Origin of the sequence: Sphingomonas guangdongensis (assembly GCF_900199185.1) — a bacterium.
Classification (GTDB): domain Bacteria; phylum Pseudomonadota; class Alphaproteobacteria; order Sphingomonadales; family Sphingomonadaceae; genus Sphingomonas; species Sphingomonas guangdongensis.
In genome coordinates this window covers 887,208-906,967 of the sequence record NZ_OBMI01000002.1, presented here as the reverse complement: position 1 = coordinate 906,967, position 19,760 = coordinate 887,208, and the positions used below count along the sequence as shown (strand labels likewise).

The 19,760-nt window shown below is 68.6% G+C and carries 19 protein-coding genes and 1 tRNA gene; 14 read left to right on the top strand and 6 right to left on the bottom strand.

Annotated elements, in window-relative coordinates; translation table 11 throughout:
* Nucleotides 1-16 precede the first annotated feature (16 nt).
* Nucleotides 17-190 carry a hypothetical protein gene (locus CRO12_RS18030; RefSeq protein WP_179640988.1) on the bottom strand — a complete coding sequence of 58 codons (174 nt, stop codon included), beginning with the start codon at nucleotides 188-190 and terminating at the stop codon, nucleotides 17-19.
* 106 nt (nucleotides 191-296) lie between these two features.
* Here CRO12_RS18030 and CRO12_RS11600 point away from each other — a divergent pair, with 106 nt between their 5' ends.
* The 4 genes from CRO12_RS11600 (at nucleotide 297) to CRO12_RS11580 (ending at nucleotide 4,866) form a co-directional block, all read left to right on the top strand.
* Complete coding sequence (locus CRO12_RS11600; RefSeq protein WP_097064151.1) at nucleotides 297-1,130, top strand: hypothetical protein; 834 nt, start codon at nucleotides 297-299, stop codon at nucleotides 1,128-1,130.
* A gap of 93 nt (nucleotides 1,131-1,223) precedes the next feature.
* Nucleotides 1,224-2,003, top strand: a complete 780-nt coding sequence (gene purC, locus CRO12_RS11595; protein WP_097064150.1) for a phosphoribosylaminoimidazolesuccinocarboxamide synthase — start codon at nucleotides 1,224-1,226, stop codon at nucleotides 2,001-2,003.
* 112 nt (nucleotides 2,004-2,115) lie between these two features.
* Nucleotides 2,116-3,468, top strand: a complete 1,353-nt coding sequence (locus tag CRO12_RS11585) for a hypothetical protein (RefSeq protein ID WP_144033598.1) — start codon at nucleotides 2,116-2,118, stop codon at nucleotides 3,466-3,468.
* Nucleotides 3,469-3,498: 30 nt separating this feature from the next.
* Nucleotides 3,499-4,866, top strand: a complete 1,368-nt coding sequence (locus tag CRO12_RS11580; RefSeq protein WP_097064147.1) for a surface lipoprotein assembly modifier — start codon at nucleotides 3,499-3,501, stop codon at nucleotides 4,864-4,866.
* Between the two features lie 7 nt (nucleotides 4,867-4,873).
* Here CRO12_RS11580 and CRO12_RS18025 read toward each other — a convergent pair whose 3' ends face one another.
* Nucleotides 4,874-5,023: a hypothetical protein gene (locus CRO12_RS18025; protein ID WP_179640986.1), complete on the bottom strand. Its 150-nt coding sequence runs from the start codon at nucleotides 5,021-5,023 to the stop codon at nucleotides 4,874-4,876.
* A 147-nt stretch (nucleotides 5,024-5,170) separates the two neighbouring features.
* Here CRO12_RS18025 and purS point away from each other — a divergent pair, with 147 nt between their 5' ends.
* Nucleotides 5,171-5,404, top strand: a complete 234-nt coding sequence (purS, locus tag CRO12_RS11570; RefSeq protein ID WP_097064145.1) for a phosphoribosylformylglycinamidine synthase subunit PurS — start codon at nucleotides 5,171-5,173, stop codon at nucleotides 5,402-5,404.
* The gene (gene purQ / locus CRO12_RS11565; RefSeq protein WP_097064144.1) at nucleotides 5,401-6,066 is read left to right on the top strand and encodes a phosphoribosylformylglycinamidine synthase subunit PurQ; all 666 of its coding nucleotides are present in this window, start codon (nucleotides 5,401-5,403) and stop codon (nucleotides 6,064-6,066) included. Before purS ends, purQ begins: the two co-directional genes overlap by 4 nt.
* On the opposite strand, the gene CRO12_RS11560 is transcribed toward purQ, so the two are convergent.
* Complete coding sequence (locus tag CRO12_RS11560) at nucleotides 6,063-6,806, bottom strand: queuosine precursor transporter (protein ID WP_097064143.1); 744 nt, start codon at nucleotides 6,804-6,806, stop codon at nucleotides 6,063-6,065. The genes purQ and CRO12_RS11560 overlap by 4 nt on opposite strands.
* A gap of 62 nt (nucleotides 6,807-6,868) precedes the next feature.
* On the opposite strand from CRO12_RS11560, the gene CRO12_RS11555 reads away from it, so the two are divergent.
* Nucleotides 6,869-6,945 (top strand) — tRNA-Arg (locus tag CRO12_RS11555).
* Here CRO12_RS11555 and CRO12_RS11550 read toward each other — a convergent pair.
* Nucleotides 6,904-7,608, bottom strand: a complete 705-nt coding sequence (locus CRO12_RS11550; RefSeq protein WP_425443022.1) for a L,D-transpeptidase family protein — start codon at nucleotides 7,606-7,608, stop codon at nucleotides 6,904-6,906. The genes CRO12_RS11555 and CRO12_RS11550 overlap by 42 nt on opposite strands.
* A 213-nt stretch (nucleotides 7,609-7,821) precedes the next feature.
* Here CRO12_RS11550 and CRO12_RS11545 point away from each other — a divergent pair, with 213 nt between their 5' ends.
* From CRO12_RS11545 to CRO12_RS11515, 7 genes are all read left to right on the top strand, one after another.
* Nucleotides 7,822-8,526 (top strand): murein L,D-transpeptidase catalytic domain family protein, encoded by a 705-nt coding sequence (locus CRO12_RS11545; RefSeq protein WP_097064142.1) that lies wholly within the window; start codon nucleotides 7,822-7,824, stop codon nucleotides 8,524-8,526.
* A 45-nt stretch (nucleotides 8,527-8,571) separates the two neighbouring features.
* A complete protein-coding gene (locus CRO12_RS11540) occupies nucleotides 8,572-9,081 on the top strand; it encodes a CinA family protein (protein WP_097064141.1) in 510 nt (169 codons plus the stop codon).
* Nucleotides 9,078-11,147 carry an NAD(+) synthase gene (locus tag CRO12_RS11535; RefSeq protein WP_245858419.1) on the top strand — a complete coding sequence of 690 codons (2,070 nt, stop codon included), beginning with the start codon at nucleotides 9,078-9,080 and terminating at the stop codon, nucleotides 11,145-11,147. Before CRO12_RS11540 ends, CRO12_RS11535 begins: the two co-directional genes overlap by 4 nt.
* Nucleotides 11,148-11,247: 100 nt before the next feature.
* Nucleotides 11,248-13,380 carry a TonB-dependent receptor gene (locus tag CRO12_RS11530; protein ID WP_097064139.1) on the top strand — a complete coding sequence of 711 codons (2,133 nt, stop codon included), beginning with the start codon at nucleotides 11,248-11,250 and terminating at the stop codon, nucleotides 13,378-13,380.
* Nucleotides 13,381-13,444: 64 nt separating this feature from the next.
* Nucleotides 13,445-13,858 (top strand): acyl-CoA thioesterase, encoded by a 414-nt coding sequence (locus CRO12_RS11525; protein ID WP_097064138.1) that lies wholly within the window; start codon nucleotides 13,445-13,447, stop codon nucleotides 13,856-13,858.
* A gap of 144 nt (nucleotides 13,859-14,002) precedes the next feature.
* Nucleotides 14,003-14,545: a biliverdin-producing heme oxygenase gene (locus tag CRO12_RS11520; RefSeq protein WP_097064137.1), complete on the top strand. Its 543-nt coding sequence runs from the start codon at nucleotides 14,003-14,005 to the stop codon at nucleotides 14,543-14,545.
* Complete coding sequence (locus CRO12_RS11515) at nucleotides 14,545-17,112, top strand: HWE histidine kinase domain-containing protein (RefSeq protein ID WP_097064136.1); 2,568 nt, start codon at nucleotides 14,545-14,547, stop codon at nucleotides 17,110-17,112. Before CRO12_RS11520 ends, CRO12_RS11515 begins: the two co-directional genes overlap by 1 nt.
* A gap of 19 nt (nucleotides 17,113-17,131) precedes the next feature.
* Here the strand turns inward: CRO12_RS11515 and CRO12_RS11510 are convergent, their stop codons facing one another.
* Together CRO12_RS11510 and CRO12_RS11505 are read right to left on the bottom strand one after the other, a co-directional pair.
* On the bottom strand, nucleotides 17,132-18,142 hold the full coding sequence (locus tag CRO12_RS11510; protein WP_097064135.1) for a glycosyltransferase family 4 protein: 1,011 nt from the start codon (nucleotides 18,140-18,142) through the stop codon (nucleotides 17,132-17,134).
* Nucleotides 18,139-19,710, bottom strand: a complete 1,572-nt coding sequence (locus CRO12_RS11505; RefSeq protein WP_097064134.1) for an alpha-amylase family glycosyl hydrolase — start codon at nucleotides 19,708-19,710, stop codon at nucleotides 18,139-18,141. The genes CRO12_RS11510 and CRO12_RS11505 overlap by 4 nt, the downstream gene beginning before the upstream one ends.
* Between the last annotated feature and the right edge of the window lie 50 nt (nucleotides 19,711-19,760).

Here is a 19,760-nt window from a genome sequence, read left to right as displayed (position 1 = left end):
GACCCTCCGGTGACGCTCAGGCAGACTTTTTCTTCAACGCGTCGGCGATCGCGCGGCGTGGGATGACGTGGACACCATCGGCGCGCGGCACCGCGGCCTGCTCGACCGCCTCCCAGCTACCGCCGAAAGCGTGAAACACGTCGCTCGCCATCTTCATCGATTCGGGCGAATTGATCCGACCACTAGCCATAGCCGTCAACATAGGCGCGGGCGCGCCCGGGCGGAAGGGCCCCGGGGCGCTTGACTCGATGCTCTACCGGGAGAGTAGGATATGCCAACACGGCGGGAGAGAGACGATGCTGCGGCATGCAGGCCTGTTGATCGCGCTGGCGCTCGCCGGGTGCGGCGCCGCCACCGACGAGCAATCGTCGTCGGCGCGCGAGGGTGGGCCGGGCGTCGAGGTGACCGCCGCGCCCGGAGTCGCCTTCTCCTACCACTATGCCTTCCGGCTCCCGGCGGCGCGGATCGCCGCGGCGCAGGAGGCGCACGCCCAGGCCTGCGAGCGGCTGGGCGTGACCCGCTGCCGCATCACCGGCATGCGCTACTCGGTCGTGAATGAGGAGCGGATCGACGCCAGCCTGGCTTTCAAGCTGGCACCGGCACTCGCGCGCAGCTTCGGGCGGGCCGGCATCGCCGCGATCGAGCGCGCCGACGGGATGCTCGCCGCGGCCGAGATCACCGGCACCGACGTGGGATCGGGCATCGCCCGCGATGAGGCGGGGCAGCGCGCCGCCGCGGGCGAGCGGGCACGGATCGAGCGCGACCTCGCGCGACCCGGCCTGACCGGCGCGGAGCGGGCCGAACTGCTCCGCCAGCGCGCCGCCCTCGACGATCAGGTCCGCGGAACCGCCGCCGCGGTCGCCGAGGGTCGCGACAGCCTGGCGAGCACACCGATGCTGTTCGACTACGCGACCGGCGAGGCGATCCGCGGCGTCGGCCCGCGCTCGACGATCGCCCGGGCAGTGGCGACCTTCATGGAATCGGCGGAGTGGACCTTCGCGACGCTGCTCTGGCTGCTCGCGACGCTCGGCCCGCCCCTGCTGCTCCTGGCCGTGCTCGCGCTGCTCTGGCGTCGGTTCGCCCAGCCGCTCCGGCGCTGGTGGGGGCGCGACCGGACTCCCGCCGCCTGATTGCGCGCCCCGCCCCCCTCCGATATAGGCGCGCGCTACCCGCCCCGGCAGCGCTCCGCCGCCGGGGCGCTGCTTTCTTGACGAGGACCGCCGATGGCTCGCCGCCGCCAGATCTACGAGGGCAAGGCCAAGATCCTGTACGAGGGTCCGGAGCCCGGCACGCTGATCCAGTATTTCAAGGATGATGCCACCGCCTTCAACGCGCAGAAGAAGGGCACGATCAGTGGCAAGGGCGTGCTCAACAATCGCATCTCCGAGCATGTCTTTACCCTGCTCGGCAACATCGGCATCCCGACCCACTTCATTCGCCGTCTCAACATGCGCGAGCAATTGATCCGCCAGGTCGAGATCGTCCCGATCGAGGTCGTCGTCCGCAACGTCGCGGCCGGCTCGCTCAGCAAGCGGCTGGGGATCGAGGAAGGCGCGCAGCTGCCTCGCACGATCATCGAATATTATTACAAGGACGACGCGCTCGGCGATCCGATGATCAGCGAGGAGCATGTGCTGTGCTTCGGCTGGGCGGCGCAGGACGAGCTTCACGACATGGCGGACATGGCGATCCGCATCAACGACTTCCTGACCGGCCTGTTTGCCGGGATCGGCATCCGCCTGGTCGACTTCAAGCTGGAGTTCGGGCGGATCTGGGAGAACGACTACCCGCGCATCATCCTGGCCGACGAGATCAGCCCGGACGGTTGCCGGCTGTGGGACATGCAGTCGGGCGAGAAGCTCGACAAGGACCGCTTCCGCCGTGATCTGGGCGGCGAGGTGGAGGCGTACCAGGAGGTCGCCCGCCGCCTCGGCCTGCTGCCGGAGGGCGCCGACAATGCGGTGCTCGACCTGGAGAGCCACCGCAAGCGCCGGGGCAAGTAGGTCGGGCAGCCGGCGTTTGCTCGGCCGCAAAGATTACTCCTCGCCTTTAGCGGCGTATTAACCCTTCCGCCCTAGTCATGCCCCCGACCACTCCACGGGGGAATGACTGACAATGCGTCACCTGAGCTTGATCGCGGCGCTGCCGCTGTTCGCGCTGACCGCTTGCGGCGGCGCGTCCGGCCCGGAAACGGCCGGCAGCATCGCACCGCCGAGCGGCGGCACCAGCAGCGGCAACGGCAATGGCGGCGCAGGCGGCGGTATCTCGACGCCTACCCCCAGCCCCTCGCCCGCTCCGACGCCTGCGCCGACCCCGGCCCCGACCCCGGCGCCCAGCCCGACCCCGACGCCCACGCCGGGTAGCGGCGGCACCGGCACCGGCGTCGGCGGCGGCACCGCAACGACGCCGCCGGCACCCACGCCTGCGCACTTCCTGCAGGTTTCGGCCACCAAGAGCTGGGACGCGATCGGCGCCTTCCACTCGCTGCAGACCTTCTCGACCAGCAACGGCGTGGTGTACCAGGGCAACGCTTCCACCGTTCGCAGCCCGAGCGGCACCATCACCTACAATCCGCGCGACGGCATCTTCGTGATGAGCGTCGCGGACAACGCCGCCGGCGTCAGTGCGGCCAATACCCGCTACCAGGATCCGGCGCACCGAACCGACTTCGACAACTTCCGGACACCGGAGTGGGGCGTCCCGAACTTCGCCGGCTTCAACTATCTGGAGGCGGGTTCGACCGAGACGATTGTCAACCCGCAAACGGGGACAAGCACCACCACCACCGACTCCTCAACCTTCTTCTACCAGCGCCCGGGTCAGGACACGACCTACTACGTCAGCCTGGCCGGCTTCGTCCGCAACATCGTCGACGCGCAGGGCTTCGGCACCTTTGGCCGCGGCGTGATGGTGTTCGGCGACCAGACCTCGCGCGGCCAGATCCCGGCGAGCGGCACCGGCACCTACACCGGCGGCTTTCTCGCCTCCATGGTCGGTAACACGACGTCCGACGCTGCGACCACCAACCCCAACTACTTTCAGTGGATCGCTGGCAGCAGCCGCGTCGACCTCGACTTCAGCCGTCAGACCATGAACTTGTTCGTGACCGGTACCATCGGCGCCGCCAACATGAACGGCTATCAGGTGCCGGACAGCAAGCTGACCTACCCGACCAACTCGACCTTCGAGGCAAAGGGCAGCGGCACGATCGACCTGCTGCGCAGCGGCGGCTTCACCGGCAGCTTCGCAGGCGAGGGCAACTATGTCCGCTTCCTCACCGCCTCGGGCGTGAAGACCATCAACGTCAGCGGCATCACCCAGGGTTCGTCGGCGGCGGGCGCCAGCTCGATCGATGGTACCTTCTTCGGGCCGGATGCGGTGAACGTCGGCGGCAACCTGCGCATCGTCGGCGGCACGCCCGACCAGCGGGTCGACATCCACGGCGCGTTCACGGGCGCGAAGCGCTAGACCAGGCACCCAGGCAGACGGCGGCACGCGATGCGCAGCACCATTCTCCTCGCGGCCGCCGGCCTCCTCCTTACTACCCTGCCCGCCGCGGCCCAGGTCGCTCCGGTCACCGCGCAGCCGAGCTGCGTCGCGGGCATCTGCCAGATGCGGATCACCCCGCAGCAGCTGCTCGCGCGCGCCGAGACGCTGGTGCGGGAGCATCGCTTCGACGAGGCGCAGCCGCTGATCGACGCGCTGGCGCAGGCGCCCGACATGCGGCTGCCCAGCCGCTTCCTGGCCGGCTACATCGCCGCCGAGCAGGGTGACCTCGCCCGCGCGGCCGACACCTACAAGGCGATCCTGAGCGACGATCCAGGCCAGACCCGCGTGCGGCTGGAGCTGGCGCGTACGATGCTCGGGCTGGGGCAGATGGGCAGCGCCGACCGGCAGTTCCGCCTGGCCGAGCAATCGGGCGAGCTGCCGCCGGACGTCGCCGCGGCAATCCGCGGCGCTCGCCAGGTGATCCGATCGCGGCGCGCGTGGCGGCTCGACCTCGACCTCGGCCTCGCGCCTGACAGCAACATCAATAACGCGACCGCCGCCGATCGCATCGACATCAATCTCGGCGACACGACGCTGCCGATCGACCTCAACCGCGACGCGCAGGCGAAGTCGGGCACCGGGCAGACCGGCAACCTGTCGGCGGGCATCCGCCTGCCCTTCGCGGGCAAGGCGGCGGTGCTGGCCGGGCTGGACGCGAACGGCACCAACTATTCGGGCGCGACCTTCGACGATTACCTGCTTCAAGGCGCGGCCGGCGCGGAGCTGCGCCTGTCGGACGCGGCGAGCGCCTCGCTGGAGGGGGTCGCCGCGCAGCGCTGGTTCGGCGGGCGCGTGGCGAGCCGCCAGGTCGGCTTCCGCACCGGCTCTCAGATCAGCTTCAGCGCGTCCGAGCGGCTCGGCCTTCAGCTCGACGCGCGCCACACCGACGCGGCGTTCGACAACAATTATTCCGGCTGGCAGGCGGGGCTCTACGCGACCGCCGAGAAGGCAGTCTCGCGAACGCTGGTCGCCTCGGCCGGGCTGTTCGGCCGCCGCGACTGGCTGCGCGCCGCCGCCTATTCGAGCACGGAGCTGGGCGCCAACCTTGGCCTCGGCGGCGAGCTGCCGATGGGGATCAACTTCGGCGTGTCGGGCAGCATCTCGCGCGCGCTGTTCGATGCGCCGGTGCAGCTGTTCTCGGCCGACCCGCGCCGCGACTGGCGCTACGGCGGTCGCGTGACGCTCGGCAACCGCAAGTTCCGAATGTTCGGCTTCTCGCCACAGGTAACCCTGTCCTACAATCGCAACGGATCGTCGATCGCCTATTATGCGACCGATCGGCTGCGCCTGCGCTTCTCGGTCGCGCGCTACTTCTGATCTGGCGTCAGCTCTTCGCGCGGTAGCCGCAGATCACACCGAAAACGAAGGTGCTGATCAGCGCCAGCTGCAGCGTGCCGTGAGGGTCGCCCCAGCCGAAATACTCGGCGCCGAAAGCGACCAGTCCCACAAACATCGACAAGGCAAGAAAGGCCATGTTGCGTCTCCCGCGCGCGCGAAGGATGGGCGCGTCGATCAATCATAAGCAGCAGTGGTAAAGACCGCGTGAAGCCTTGCCCCCTTGCGTGCGGGGCGGCATAGCGCGCGCCATCCTGCCTCGTCATTATCGCTCGGATCCTGGCCCATGAAGCTGCGCATTGTCGTCACCCTGAAGCCCGGCGTGCTCGACCCACAGGGCAAGGCGATCGAGCATGCGCTCGGCGGCTTGGGCTTCGACGGGGTCGAGAGCGTGCGCGCCGGCAAGATCTTCGAGCTGGAGGTTGCCGAGGGCACCAGCGATGCCGCAATCGACGACATGTGCCGGCGGCTGCTGGCGAACACCGTGATCGAGAACTACCGGGTCGAGCGCGCGGCATGAAGGCGGCGGTTCTCGTTTTCCCCGGCTCCAACTGCGACCGCGACCTCGCGACCGCGATCCGCGACGTGACCGGCTCCACCCCGCAGATGGTGTGGCACGCCGACAGTGAACTGCCGGCAGGAGTCGATCTGGTCGCGGTGCCGGGCGGCTTCTCCTACGGCGATTACCTGCGCTGCGGCGCGATCTCCGCCCGCGCGCCGATCATGGGCGCGGTTAAAGAAGCCGCGGAACGCGGCGTGCCGGTGCTCGGCGTCTGCAACGGCTTTCAGATCCTGACGGAAGCCGGGCTGCTGCCGGGCGCGCTGATCCGCAACGCCGGGCTCGACTTCGTCTGCCGCGACGTCGCGCTGACCGTGGGTGAGAGCCGGAGCGCATTTACCAGCGGCTACACGCCCGGCGAGACGATCGCGGTGCCGGTCGCGCACCACGACGGCAACTATGTCGCCGACGCCGAGACGCTCGACCGGTTGGAGGGCGATGGCCGCGTCGCATTCCGCTACGCCGCCGACGTTAACGGCTCCGCCCGCGCGATCGCCGGGATCACCAACGAGCGCGGCAACGTGCTTGGCATGATGCCGCATCCCGAACGCCGGATCGAGGCGGCCCACGGCGGCACGGACGGCCGCCGTCTGTTCGAGGGTCTGCTCGCGGCCGTCGCCTAGACCTTCGCCGCGAAGGGGGTGAAGGCGGTGTCGTCGTCGAACACGTCGACGCCCTCGCGCCGCTTGAGGAAGCCGACGACGGCGTAGGTCACCGGGGTCAGCAGCGCCTCCCACAAGGTCTTCAGCACGAACTGGCTGATCACCACCTGGATGATCTGGTTGGTCGTCCAGCCCGCCGAACCGGCGAAGGCGAGCGGGTAGAACAGGATGCTGTCGAACGCCTGCCCGACAGCGGTCGAGCCGATGGTGCGCATCCACAAGAACCGCCCGCCCGTCCACACCTTCATCCGCGCGAGCACCAGCGAATTGGCGAACTCGCCCGCCCAGAAGGCGATCATCGATGCCCCGACGATCCGCCACGTGCTGCCGAACACCGCCTCGTACGCGCCCTGCCCGTCCCAGCTCGCGGCGGGCGGAAGCGCGACCACGACCCAGGCCATGAACGCCATGAACAGGAGCGCGACGAAGCCGGTCCAGATCACGCGGCGCGCCCGCGCGTAGCCGTAGACCTCGGTCAGTACGTCGCCGACGATGTAGCTTACGGGAAAGAAGAAGATGCCGGCGCCGAACGACCACAGGCCGACTACCGGCAGGTCGAGTTCGGCGCGCTTCGATGCGCCGATCAGGTTGCTGAGCAGCAGCACCACGACGAAGGCGACGGTGACATAGTCGAAGTAGCGGAACTGCCCGCGCGACACGTCGGACGCGCTCACCCGCTGCGGCTGATCCCCCTGGCTCATGACGGCGCCAGCTATGATCGCCGTTTCGCGCCCGCGCAATCCACGCTACAGCGCTGGCGTGCGCGCCCGTAGCTCAGCTGGATAGAGCAAGGAGCTTCTACCTCCTTGGTCGGGGGTTCGACTCCCTCCGGGCGCGCCAGTCCTCCGGCGGCACCAGCGCGATCGCCGGCACGCTGAAGCGGTCGCCGCCGACCCACTGGCCATTGCTCGCGGCCGGCTGCGCTTCGGCCTCAGGGGTCCAGGTGACTTCAGCGAAGCCGTCGGCGAGGCTCAGCTCGCCCAAGCGGGCGATGATGACGGGCGGATCGCGCCGGGCTGGGGCATCCACGTCGCCGGCACCGACGATCGTCACCGGCGCGCCCATCTTCGTCACGCCGAACAGCAGCACGGCAAACTCCCGTGGCAGGCGGATGCAGCCGTGCGAGGCGGGGTAGCCGGGGTTGTGCCCGGCATGAAGCGCGATCCCGGTCCAGGTCAGCCGCTGCATGTAGGGCATCGGCGCGTTCGAATAGAGGTTGGAGCGGTGCCACACCCGCTTCTGCAGCACGGTGAAGTCGCCGGTCGGCGTACGCTTCCCCGGCTTGCCGGTCGACACGCTTGCCACTCCGATCAGCCGCTGCGCCCGAAACGCGTACGCGCGCTGCTGCTGAAGGTTGATCACGACGGCAACGTCGCCGACGCTCGGATCCGGATCGCTCCAGCGGTATTGGCCGGTGCGAAGCGAGGCCGCCGCCGTCTCAAGCGACTGAGCCATGACCGGGCTGTCCGATCCGGCGCCGCCGGCCAGCACCGCCGCCACCATCGCCACTCTGCGCATCCCGCCGCTCCTTCAGCAACGTGGCTTAGCGTTTCCAGCAAGTTAAGGCGAGCGTGCCCCGTCCCGCTGCGGCACAGGCTCGCGCCCCGAGAGCGGCGAGTGGTGGCGTCGATGCGACGAACAAGTTGGTCAAGTCGCTGAAAGACCGGCAAACCTCCCCACCTGATGCAGCGGGATGGGCTTCAGGACTAGCATTTGATGCAGGACGTGCTTGGACGTGCGCAGTCGCGTCGCGGGTTGATCAAGGCGGCGGTGGTCGCGGGCAGCGTGCTCGTCGTCCCCGGCTGCGCCCGCCGCATTGCGCCCGTGGCGAGCCTGCCGGTGCCGCCTGCCCCCGTTCCCGCCGCCGCTCCCACCCCCGCTGCGGTTGCGGCGCGGCCGGCTACGCCGCTCGGCGTGCGCGAGGCGCTGTTCCGCCGCGCGCTCGCCGCGCTCGACCAGCACGATCGCCGCGGCGCGCGTCGGGACCGCATCGCCATCGCCGACTTCGCGGCACCGTCCTCCGCGCCGCGCTTCCACGTCATCAACCTGCTGGACGGCAGCAGCACGTCGATGCTCGTTTCCCACGGCAAGGGTTCCGATCCCTCACACACCGGCTATCTCCAGCGCTTCTCCAACGAGAACGGGTCGGAAGCGTCGAGCGAGGGCTCGTTCCTGACCAGCGACTATTATGTCGGGCAGCACGGCCGCTCGCAGCGGCTGATCGGGCTCGATCCGACCAACGATAACGCGCTCGACCGGGCCATCGTCGTCCATGGTGCCTGGTACGCCAACCAGGACGTCCTAACTCAGCACGGCAAGTTGGGGCGCAGCCAGGGCTGTTTCGCGGTGGGCGAGCGATCGCTCCCGACGCTGTTCGAGGCGCTGGGCGAACAGCGGATGATCTACGCGGCCAAGGTCTGATCGGCGTTATAGTCGCGAGTCCGCTGCCCGCCTAAGCCGCGCGGCATGTCGGAGTCCGAGACGCTCTCCCCCGCCCTGCCCGATGCCGTCGAGGCGGCCGCACGCCGAGTGCTCCAGCGGGCGAGCGACGCCGGCCTTTCAATCGCGACCGCGGAGAGCTGCACGGGCGGGCTGCTTGCCTCCCTGCTGACCGATGTGGAGGGCGTGTCGAGCGCGTTCGAGCGCGGCTTCGTCGTCTACAGTCCGGAGGCGAAGTGCGAGCTGCTTCACATTGCTCGCACCGTTGTCGATAGCTGCGGTGCCGTGAGCCAGGACGTTGCGGTCGCGATGGCGGAGGGCGCATTGGCGGCGAGCCACGCCGAAGTCGCCGTGTCTATCACCGGCTTCGCAGGTCGCGGCGGGCCCGATGACGAGCCTGGTCTGGTTCACTTCGGCTGCGCGCGTGCCGGCCGTCCGACCGAGCACCGCTGCGCGCACTTCGGGAACATCGGTCGCGGCCCGGTGCGCGTGAAATGCCTGGAAGTCGCGCTGGAGATGCTGGACAAGGCGCTGTGACCAGCGATCCGATCAGCAGCCACCCCTTCTACTCCCACCAGGCGCACGGCTTCGTCCGCGTCGCCGCCTGCACCCCGCGTGCGAGCGTCGGCGATCCGATGGCCAACGCCGATGCAGTGATCGCGCTGCTGGATCAGGGCGACGCGGCGGCGTGCGACCTGCTGGTGTTTCCCGAACTTTGCCTCAGCTCCTACGCGATCGACGACCTGCACCTGCAGGACGCGCTGATCGCGACCACGCGCGCCGCGATCGCGCGGGTAGTGGAAGCGAGCACGGACAAGCGTCCGGTGCTGCTGGTCGGCGCCGCGATCGAGCACAATGCGCGGCTCTACAACTGCGCCGTCGCGATCGCGCGCGGGCAGGTGCTGGGCGTGGTGCCCAAGACCTTCCTGCCCAACTATCGCGAGTATTATGAAAAGCGCTGGTTCGCGCCCGGTGCGGGGCTGACCGGTCTGGCGATCGACGTCGCCGGGCAGCAGGCGCCGTTCGGCACCGACCTGATCTTCGCAGCCTCCGATCTGCCAGACTTCGTGTTTCACACGGAGATCTGCGAGGATTACTGGGCCCCCACCCCGCCCTCCACCGACGGCGCGCTCGCCGGCGCGCTGATCCTCACCAACCTGTCGGCGTCCAACATCGTGATCGGCAAGGCGCGCGAGCGGATGCTGCTGTGCGCATCGCAGTCGGCGCGGGCGATCGCCGCCTATGTCTACTCGGCGACCGGACCGGGGGAGAGCACCACCGATCTCGCGTGGGACGGCCAGGGCATGGTGCACGAGCTCGGCGAATTGCTGGTCGAGAGCGACCGCTTCGACTCGGCCGACGCGATGGTGATCGCGGACGTCGACGTGCAGCGGCTGAAGCTGGAGCGGCTCCGCACCGGCACCTTCAACGACGCCGCCGTCGCGCGCGGCCGGCCGGAGCTACGCTTCCGCCGCATCACGTTCGCGCACCAGCCCGACTTCGCTGACCATGGCCTGCGTCGCGAGCTGCGCCGCTTCCCGTTCGTTCCCAACAACCCGGCGAAGTTGGACGAAGACTGCTACGAGGCGTTCAACATCCAGGTCGAGGGCCTCCGCAAGCGGTTGGAGACCACGCGCTCCAGGACGCTCGTCATCGGTGTGTCGGGCGGGCTCGACTCCACCCACGCGCTGATCGTCGCGGCCAAGGCGTTCGACCGGCTGGGCCGGCCGCGATCGGAAATCCTCGGCTTCACCCTGCCCGGCTTCGCGACCGGTGACGCGACCAAGGGCAATGCCTGGGCGCTGATGAGCGCGCTCGGCGTCACCGGCGCGGAGATCGACATCCGCCCCGCAGCGCAGCAGATGCTCGCCGACATCGGCCACCCCTACGCGACCGGCGAAGAGGTTTACGACGTCACCTTCGAGAATGTGCAGGCGGGGCTGCGCACCGATTACCTCTTCCGCTTGGCCAACCACCACGGCGGCATGGTGCTCGGCACCGGCGACCTGTCGGAGCTGGCGCTCGGCTGGTGCACCTACGGCGTCGGCGACCACATGAGCCACTACGGCGTCAACGCCGGCGTGCCCAAGACGCTGATCCAGTATCTGATCCGCTGGGCGACGCGCACGAACCAGTTCGATGCCGAGACCGACCACGTGCTGGAGGCGATCCTCGGCACGGAGATCTCGCCCGAGCTGATCCCGGCGGACGCGAGCGGCGCCATGCAGAGCACCGAAGGGCGGATCGGGCCGTACGCGCTCCACGACTTCTTCGCACACTATGTCATCCGCCACGGCCTGCCGCCGTCCAAGATCGCTTATCTGGCGTGGCACGCCTGGCGGGACGCCGCGGCAGGCAAGTGGCCGGCGGGCGTGCCCGACGAAGCGCGCGTCAGCTACGACCTCGCGACGATCGCGCGCTGGCTGGAGGCGTTCCTTCAGCGTTTCTTCGTGACCAGCCAGTTCAAGCGGTCGGCGCTGCCGAACGGGCCCAAGGTCGCCGCGGGCGGCGCGATCTCCCCGCGCGGCGACTGGCGCGCGCCGTCGGACGGCACCGCGCGGGCGTGGCTGGACGAGCTCGCGGGCAAGCTGCCGCCGCGCTGACCTTCGCAGGTGCAACAGACCGCACCCGATCGGCAACGAACAGCATTGTGACCGTGTAACATCACGCGTAGAGACGTGATGTTACAAAGGGACACGCCTCATGAATCTTCGTCTTCTCGCCGGCGCCAGCCTGCTGTCCGTCGCGTTGAGCACTCCTGCCTTCGCGCAGGATGAGTCGCAGCTCCGCGATCGCGGGGAGCAGATCATTGTGACCGCGCCGATCCGCACGCTTGAAGGAGACGTGCTGCAGGGCACCACGGTCCTCGCGGGCGAGGCGCTGACGCGGGAACTCCGCTCCACCATCGGTGAAACGCTTGCGCGTCAGCCGGGCGTCTCGGCCACCTCCTTCGGTCCGAACGCCTCGCGGCCGATCCTGCGCGGATTTCAAGGCGAGCGCGTCCGTGTGCTGACCGACGGCATCGGCTCCTTTGACGTGTCCAACACCTCTGTCGATCACGCGGTTGCAATCAACCCGCTACTGGCGGAGCGGATCGAGGTGCTGCGCGGACCCGCCGTGCTGCTGTTCGGGTCCTCGGCGGTCGGCGGCGTGGTCAACGTGATCGACACTCGCATCCCGCGCAGCCTGCCGGAGAATGGTCACCGCATCGGCGCGATCGGCAGCTACGGCTCGGCAGCGGAGGATCGATCTTTGAGCGGCGCCGCCGACGTCGCGGTTGGCCGTAACTTCGTCCTGCACGTCGATGGCTCGTACCTGAAGAGTGACGACCTGCGCACCGGTCGCGGCTACCTCTTGTCCGGCCCGCAGCGCGCGGCCGCGCTGTCGCAGGTCGGGCTGCTGCAGGAGGTGGAGGATGGCGAGGAGCCGATCGACTTCGCCGCCAGCGCCAACCTTCGGAACCGTTTGCCCAACACGGCGGCAGAAACATGGACAGCAGGCGTCGGAGGCTCGATCGTCACCGATACCGGCCATCTCGGCATCTCATACAGCCACTACGACAGCCTCTATGGCGTGCCGATCCGCTATGCGACGGAGGTCGGGCAGGAGCAGGAAGCCCCGCGCCTCGACGTCCAGCAGGACCGCGTCGACCTGCGCGCCGAGGTGCAGACCGGGGGCGACGTGCTCCAGGCGATCCGCCTGCGCGCGGGCTTTGCCGACTATCGCCACTTCGAGCTGGAGGAGACGGGCGAGGTCGGCACCGCCTTCTACAACAAGGGGTCGGAGGCGCGGCTCGAGGTAGTGCAGGCCGACCGCGGCGGCTGGAGCGGGGCGAGCGGCGTCCAGTACTTCAACCGCAACTTCGACGTGAACGGCGAGGAAGCCTTTGTGCCTCGCAACGAGACCAATCAGGTCGGGCTCTTCACGCTGCAGCAGATCGTCGCCGGCCCGCTGCGTGCCGAGGGTGGGCTTCGGTACGAGTTCACCGATCTCGCCTCTCGCATCCCGATCGACGACAGCCGCTTTTTCCGCGGCGATCGTCACTTCGAGGCACTCTCCGGCTCGCTCGGCGCGTCCTATGAGCTGAGCGAAGGCTTGCGTATCGGCATCAACGGATCTCGGACCGAACGCGCCCCCTCTGCCGAGGAGCTGTTTGCTAACGGCCCTCATGCAGGTACCCAGGCGTATGAGCTCGGCAATCCCGACTTCCGCAAGGAAACGAGCTGGGGAGTCGAGGCCACCGTCCACGTGCACAGCAACGCCTTCGCGCTCGACGTGTCGGCCTATCATAGCTGGTTCAAGAATTTCATCTTCGAGAACCAGGTGGATCGATCGGTCTGCGAGGAAGCAGCCGACCCATCGGGGCGCGAAGTCGACCTGCCCTGCTTCGCCTACCAGCAGGCCGACGTGCGCTACTACGGGGTGGAGGCGAACGCTTCGCTGCGGCTCGCGACGATCGGCTCTTTCGCGATCAACGCCGACGCGGTCGGCGACTATGTACGCGCCACCGTCGAGGACACCGGACCGGTCCCGCGCATCCCGCCGCTCCGCCTGCTCGGCGGATTGGAAGCGCAAAGCGATCGACTGACCGGCCGGGTCGAGGTCGAGCACGTGTTCGAGCAGGACCGCATTGCGCAGTTCGAAACGCCTACCGACGGCTACACGCTGGTGAACGCGTCTGTCGCGCTCAAGCCGTTCGGGGATCAGCGCACCACCCTGCTGATCAGCGCCAACAACATCTTTGACAAGCTGGCGCGGCGCCACGCGAGCTTCCTGAAGGACTTCGCGCCGCTCGCCGGGCGGGACATCCGCGCGACGATCCGGCTGGCACTGTGACGTACCGACACTGACACCGATGTAAATTGCGCCGGGCCTGCCGATACGTTAGGCTCGGCGCATCATGACAATGGCGCTTGCTCATCAGGTATCGATCCCGATCGATCCAGCCGACATCGACTTCATGGGCCACGTCAACAACGCCAGCTACCTGAAGTGGGTGCAGGAGGCGGTACTGAGTCACTGGCAGAGCAACGCCCCGGTCGAGGCGGTCGCTGGGCACCTGTGGGTCGCGCTCAAGCACGAGATTACCTACCGCAAGCCCGCCTTCCTCGACGATCAGGTGATCGCCACCGTGATCCTGGAGAAGGTGCACGGCGCCAGCGCCTTTTACGAGACGATCATCCGCCGCGGTGAGGACGTGCTGGCGGAGGTGAAGTCGCGCTGGTGCTGCCTGGATGCGACGACGCGGCGTCCGGCGCGGCTGACCCGATCGGTGATCGAGCGCTTCTTCGGCATCGAAGAACAGACCTGCTGAAAAGCGGTGCGATTGCCGCCGGTTAGGCGCGCTGAATTGATCTATGTTAAGGCGGGTGCGTTCCTGCTTGCAAGCTAATCATTTCGCCCGCAGACGGCGGCAGATGAAAGCGCCGGCTATTCGGGTCGCAGATCTGACGATCGCATGAGCGGCGTGCGCCAGCATGCCCGCGCCGCCCTGCGCGCAGCAACCGCCGACGATCACGAGCGCGTCGACGCGGCCTTCGCGCGCTTCGATCTGACCGATCGCCGTGGCTATGCAGCGTTCCTTTCCGCGCAGGCGGCCGCCATGCTGCCGATCGAGGCGGCGCTCGACGCCGCGCCGGTCACGCCGGACTGGCCGCTTCGGCGGCGGGCCCATCTTTTACGCGCTGACCTAGCCGCGCTGCAGACTTCAGTTCCGCCGCCCCTCGACCCGCCGCCGTTTGCCGGGGAGCCGGCGCTGCTCGGCGCGCTGTACGTCATAGAAGGGTCGCGGCTCGGCGGCGCCATGCTCGTCCGCTCGGTTTCCCCCGATCTGCCGCGCAGCTTCCTCGCCGCGCACGACAGCCGGCTGTGGCGCGACCTGCTCGACCTGCTCGACCGGCGGCTCGCCGACGAGGAGCAGCTAGCGGTCGCGGCGGCCGCCGCGCGATCCGTCTTTGCCTTGTTTGAGCGGGCGAGTGCCCGCATGGAGTGTAGCGCGTAGTGGCCGACGTCGAACCCGCGGTCGATCTGACGAACTGCGATCGCGAACCGATCCATCTGCTCGGCGCGATCCAGCCGATCGGCTTCCTGCTCGCGCTCAGCGCCGACTGGCTGGTCGCGCGCGCCTCCGCCAACTTGGGCGAATTCCTCGGCCGCGCGCCCGTCGACGTGATCGGCCGCCCGCTCGCCGACTGCTTCCCGGCGAAGGCAGTGCACGACCTGCGCAACCGCATGGCGCTGCTGCGCGGCACCGACTCGGTCGAGCGAATGTTCGGCTGCACGCTGGTGCCGGGCAAGCCGCCGTTCGACATCGCCGTCCACCTGTCGGGCGGGCAGATCGTGATCGAGGCGCAACCCGGATCGGACGATCACGGCGACGCATCGGGCGTGGTCCGCTCGATGGTGACGCGGCTAGACCAGTGCGGCGACCTGCCTACCTTCTACCGTGAGGGCGCACGGCTGGTGCGGGCGCTGGTCGGATACGACCGGGTCATGGTCTACCGCTTCGCCGCGGACGGGTCGGGCGAGGTCGTCGCCGAGTCGGTGAAGGCAGGGATCGGCAGCTTTCTAGGGCTGCACTACCCCGCAACCGACATCCCGGCGCAGGCGCGCGAGCTCTACAAGCGCAACCTGCTGCGGGTGATCAGCGACGTGAACGCCGCTCCCGTGCCGATCGTGCCGCCGCGCGACGAGACCGGCCGGCTGCTCGACCTGTCGCTTTCCGCGCTCCGATCCGTCTCGCCGATCCACATCGAGTATCTGAAGAACATGGGGGTGCAGGCCTCCATGTCGATCTCGATCATCGTCGACGGCAAGCTGTGGGGGCTGTTCGCCTGCCACCACTATACGGCGCGCTGCCCGACCTATGAGCGGCGCTCGATCTCCGAGCTGTTCGCGCAGATGTTCGCAATGCGGCTGGAGAGCCGCGAGCGGCAGCAGACGGTCGAATATGAGCGTCGGGCGCGCGACATCTCCGACCAACTGCTCGGCGCGGTCGCCTCCGACGACACGCTGCTGCGCGATCCCGACTGGCTGGGCGACATCCTCACCGCCGCCATTCCGGCGGACGGCGTGGGCGTGTGGATCAACGGCAGCTACGCCTTTTCGGGTGTGACGCCGAACACCGACGAGTTCCGCCGCATCATCCGCGCGCTGAACGGGACGGCGGCGGGCCGCGTCTACGCGACCGACCACATTGGCGCGCTCCTGCCCGATGCGGGCGAGTTCCGCGAGCGCGCCGCGGGGCTGCTCGCCATCCCGATCTCGCGCACGCCGCGTGACTATGTGGTGCTGTTCCGCGCTGAGCTGATCCGCGCGGTGCGCTGGGCCGGCGATCCGCACAAGCCGGTCGAGTACGGCCCCAACGGCCCCCGCCTCACCCCGCGTGCGAGCTTCGCCGAGTGGAAGGAGCGCGTCGAGGGTCACTCCCGCCCGTTCACCCCGTCGGAGTTGCGCGTCGCCGAGACGTTGCGCGCAACGCTGATCGAGGTGGTCCTGCGCCTCGCGGACGAGGCGTCGGCCGAGCGTCAGCAGGCGAGCGCCCGGCAGGAGCTGCTGATCGCCGAGCTCAATCACCGGGTCCGCAACATTTTGGGGGTAATCCGCGGGCTGATCCGGCAGTCGCAGCCCGCCGATCCGGCGGTCAAGGACTATGTCCGCATGGTCGACGGGCGCATCCACGCGCTCGCGCGGGCGCACAACCAGATCACCGACGATCACTGGGGTCCAGCCCCGATCCAGGCGCTGATCGACGCCGAGGCGGCGGCATTCGTCGATGGCGGCGCGGAACGGCTGCACTCGGACGGCGAGCCGGTGCTCCTAAACCCGCAGGCCTATTCGACCATGGCACTCGTCATCCACGAGCTCGTCACCAACTCGACCAAGTACGGCAGCCTGTCGACCGACGGCGATGTCGCGTGCCGGTGGGAGCGTAACGAGGCGGGCGACCTGCTGCTGACCTGGCGGGAGCGCGGCGGCCCGCCGGTCACCCCGCCCACTCGCCGCGGCTTCGGCACGACGATCATCGACCGCTCGGTCCCCTATGATCTCGGCGGCACCGCGCAGATCGAGTACAAGCCCGAGGGCGTCGAGGCGCAGTTCCGCATCCCCGCCCGCCACGTCTCGGTCACACGTGATCGCGCGCCGGCCGCGATCCGGTTCCCCCGCTCGTCGCCCGGCCATCCGGTCGAAACGCCCGCCGACCTGCTGAAGGGCCGCACCGTCCTGCTGGTGGAGGACAGCCTGATCATCTCGCTCGATGCGGAGGATATCCTGACCCGGCTCGGTGCCGCGTCGGTGATGACCGCAGCGACCGTCGAGGCGGCGCTGGAGCTGATCGGTGAACGCCGACCCGACCTAGCGATGCTCGATATCAACCTGGGCGACCGCAACAGCTTCGCGGTCGCCGAGCGGCTCGACGAACTCGGCATCCGCTTCTTCTTCGCGACCGGCTATGGCGAGCAGGCGCAGCTCCCGGATGCGCAGCGCGGGCACGTCGTCGTCCAGAAGCCCTACACAGTGGAGAATGTCGCCCGTGCGATGCACGAGCTGGTGACCGGGCAGCTCTGACGCCCGCGCCGACCCCTCGCTAGGCGCCGAGGATGCGGCGGTAGAGCGCCAGATAATCGTCGGCCATGCGGTCGACGGAGAAGCGCTCGGCGACGCTCTGACGACAGGCCGCCCGGTCGATCTCCCCCACCCGCTCGATTGCGGCCACCGCCTCCGCAACGCTGTCAACCAGGAACCCGTTGACGCCATCTTCGATAAGCTCGGGCATTGACCCGCGCGCGCTGGCGATGACCGGCGTACCGCAGGCCATGGCCTCGATCACCGACAGCCCGAACGGCTCGTCGAAGTTGATGAGGTGAAGGAGCGCACGCGCCGAGCCAAGCGCCGCTGCACGCGCCGCCCCGCCGACGGCACCGTGATAGGTGACCGTCACCGCGTCAGCGGCCGGAACAACCTCCCGCTCATAGTAGCCACCGTCCTGCACGACGCCGTAGAGGTGGAGCGCCCGCCTGCTCGCACGCGCCGCCGCGATCGCCTCCGCCGCTCCCTTGTCGGGGTGGATCCGTCCGAAGAAGAGCAGGTCGTCGCTGCCGACGGGATCGAAGGAGAAGTCCTCGATCGAGATGCCGTGGTGGATCGTCGCGGCGTAGCGGAGCGACGGGTGCCGATCGGCATCGCTGATCGCGACATAGTGCACCCGGTCCTGAAACGGCTGGTACATCGGCAGGATGCGGTCTGACGAGAAGCCGTGGATCGTCGTCACCATCGGCGTCGCGACCAAGGCCGCAAAGGCGTGCGCCGGGAAGTCGGCCTGGTTGTGGATGAGGTCGAACCGGTCGGCCTGCGCGAACAGGTGGGCGAGGTGGCGATACTCCCACACCTTGGCGTCGATCGACGGATTTTCGCTGTAGGGCGCGGGCACCACGCCATCGAGCGTCCCCGCGGTTTCGCTGTCGAGCGTCGCGAAGAGCGTCACGTCGACGCCGCGCGCGACCAGCGCCTCGGTCAGCAGGCTCGTCACCAGCTCCCAAGGGCCGTAGTGACGCGGCGGCGTCCGCCACGAGATCGGCGCCAGCATAGCGACCTTCATGCGAGGATCAGGCCTTCGTTGGCGAAGAGCATGCCTGGCTCCGGCTCGCCGTTCAGCGTCGAGATCAGCACCTTGCCTCCCCAGGGCACCGTAAGGTTCTCGGCCGTAAGGTTTAGCAGCACCGTCAGTTCACGGCCGCCATGGCGCCGACGGTAAGCGAGCACGCCCTCCGGTGCGTCGAGGAGCGCCATGTCGCCGAGCGCCAGCGCCGGCTCCGCCCCCCGAAGCGCCAGGAGCCGCCGGTAGAGCGTCAGCATCGATGGCGAATCATCCTGCTGCGCCGCAACGTTGCGGGTCCGCCAGTCGTCGTGGAGCGGCAGCCACGGCTCGCCCGTGCTGAACCCGGCGTTCGGCGACGCATCCCAGGCCATCGGCGTGCGCGAGCGGTCCCGACCTATCCCGATGCCGGGCTGGCGCAACTCCTGAGGATCGCGCACCCGCTCCGGCGGGATCGCGACGACACCGATGCCGAGTTCGTCACCCTGGTAGAGCGTCGGCGTGCCCCGGAGCGTCAGCAGCAGCATCGCCGCGATCCGCGCCTGCGCCTCGCCCACACGCGCGGCGATCCGCGGCGCATCGTGGCTGCCGATTACCCAGTTGGGCCAGCCGTGCGGCGGCAGCGATGCTTCATACTCGGCGATGACCCGGCGCAGCCCTGCCGCATTCCAGTCGTTCTCGATTAACTGGAAGTTGAACGGCAGGTGGACCTCCGGCTGCTCGACCGTGCCGAACCAGCGGGCGTGGCGCTCGTTCGGCAGGAAGATCTCGCCGATCAGCGCGCGGTTACCGTACGCGTCGGCGATGGCGCGCATCTCGGCGGCGATCGCGTGTGCCTCCGGCTGGTCGGTCGAGTGTAGCTGGATCAGCCGGTCGCGCTCGTTGATCCCCGGCCGCCAAGCTTCGTTGACAGGGTTGTCGGGCAATCCGGCGGCCTTGACGATGTGCCACAGCACATCGATCCGGAACCCGTCGACGCCGCGGTCGAACCAGAAGCGCAGCACGTCCAGCATCGCCGCTTTCAGTGCTGGGTTGCGCCAGTTGAGGTCGGGCTGCTCCTTCAGAAAGGCGTGGAGGTAGTATTGCCCGCTTGCCGCATCATACTCCCACGACGATCCACCGAAGTCGCTGATCCAGTTGTTGGGCGGGCCGCCGCCCGGTGCCGAATCGCGCCAGATGTAAAAGTCACGCTTGGCACTGTCCCGGCCCGACTGGCTCTCCTTGAACCACGGGTGCTGGTCGGACGAGTGGTTGGGTACGAAGTCGAGCAGCAGCTTCAGCCCGCGCGCGTGCACGGCGGCGAGCAGCGAATCGAAGGCGGCGAGATCGCCGAACAGTGGCTCGATCCCGCAATAGTCGGCGACGTCGTAGCCGAAGTCCTTCATGGGCGACGGGAAGATCGGCGACAGCCAGATCGCGTCGACGCCAAGCGCGGCGATGTGGTCCAAACGCGCCTCAATCCCGGCCAGATCACCGACACCGTCGCCGTCGCTGTCCTGAAACGAGCGGGGATAGACCTGGTACACGACGCCGCGTTGCCACCACGGCGCGTCCTCGATGCTGCCTGTCATCTCGCCTCCCTTTGGACGCGCGATGGGGCACGTCGTGACATCTGTCCACC

Bases quoted from the DNA above. Each gene is read 5' to 3' on its own strand.
- CRO12_RS11600 (WP_097064151.1), top strand. From the start codon at position 297: ATGCTGCGGCATGCAGGCCTGTTGATCGCGCTGGCGCTCGCCGGGTGC.
- CRO12_RS18025 (WP_179640986.1), bottom strand. From the start codon at position 5,023: ATGGCCTTTCTTGCCTTGTCGATGTTTGTGGGACTGGTCGCTTTCGGC.
- CRO12_RS11580 (WP_097064147.1), top strand. From the start codon at position 3,499: ATGCGCAGCACCATTCTCCTCGCGGCCGCCGGCCTCCTCCTTACTACC.
- CRO12_RS11510 (WP_097064135.1), bottom strand. From the start codon at position 18,142: ATGAAGGTCGCTATGCTGGCGCCGATCTCGTGGCGGACGCCGCCGCGT.
- purS (WP_097064145.1), top strand. From the start codon at position 5,171: ATGAAGCTGCGCATTGTCGTCACCCTGAAGCCCGGCGTGCTCGACCCA.
- purQ (WP_097064144.1), top strand. From the start codon at position 5,401: ATGAAGGCGGCGGTTCTCGTTTTCCCCGGCTCCAACTGCGACCGCGAC.
- CRO12_RS11505 (WP_097064134.1), bottom strand. From the start codon at position 19,710: ATGACAGGCAGCATCGAGGACGCGCCGTGGTGGCAACGCGGCGTCGTG.
- CRO12_RS11530 (WP_097064139.1), top strand. From the start codon at position 11,248: ATGAATCTTCGTCTTCTCGCCGGCGCCAGCCTGCTGTCCGTCGCGTTG.
- CRO12_RS11540 (WP_097064141.1), top strand. From the start codon at position 8,572: ATGTCGGAGTCCGAGACGCTCTCCCCCGCCCTGCCCGATGCCGTCGAG.
- CRO12_RS11560 (WP_097064143.1), bottom strand. From the start codon at position 6,806: ATGAGCCAGGGGGATCAGCCGCAGCGGGTGAGCGCGTCCGACGTGTCG.
- CRO12_RS18030 (WP_179640988.1), bottom strand. From the start codon at position 190: ATGGCTAGTGGTCGGATCAATTCGCCCGAATCGATGAAGATGGCGAGC.
- purC (WP_097064150.1), top strand. From the start codon at position 1,224: ATGGCTCGCCGCCGCCAGATCTACGAGGGCAAGGCCAAGATCCTGTAC.
- CRO12_RS11525 (WP_097064138.1), top strand. From the start codon at position 13,445: ATGACAATGGCGCTTGCTCATCAGGTATCGATCCCGATCGATCCAGCC.
- CRO12_RS11520 (WP_097064137.1), top strand. From the start codon at position 14,003: ATGAGCGGCGTGCGCCAGCATGCCCGCGCCGCCCTGCGCGCAGCAACC.
- CRO12_RS11545 (WP_097064142.1), top strand. From the start codon at position 7,822: ATGCAGGACGTGCTTGGACGTGCGCAGTCGCGTCGCGGGTTGATCAAG.
- CRO12_RS11585 (WP_144033598.1), top strand. From the start codon at position 2,116: ATGCGTCACCTGAGCTTGATCGCGGCGCTGCCGCTGTTCGCGCTGACC.
- CRO12_RS11550 (WP_425443022.1), bottom strand. From the start codon at position 7,608: ATGGTGGCGGCGGTGCTGGCCGGCGGCGCCGGATCGGACAGCCCGGTC.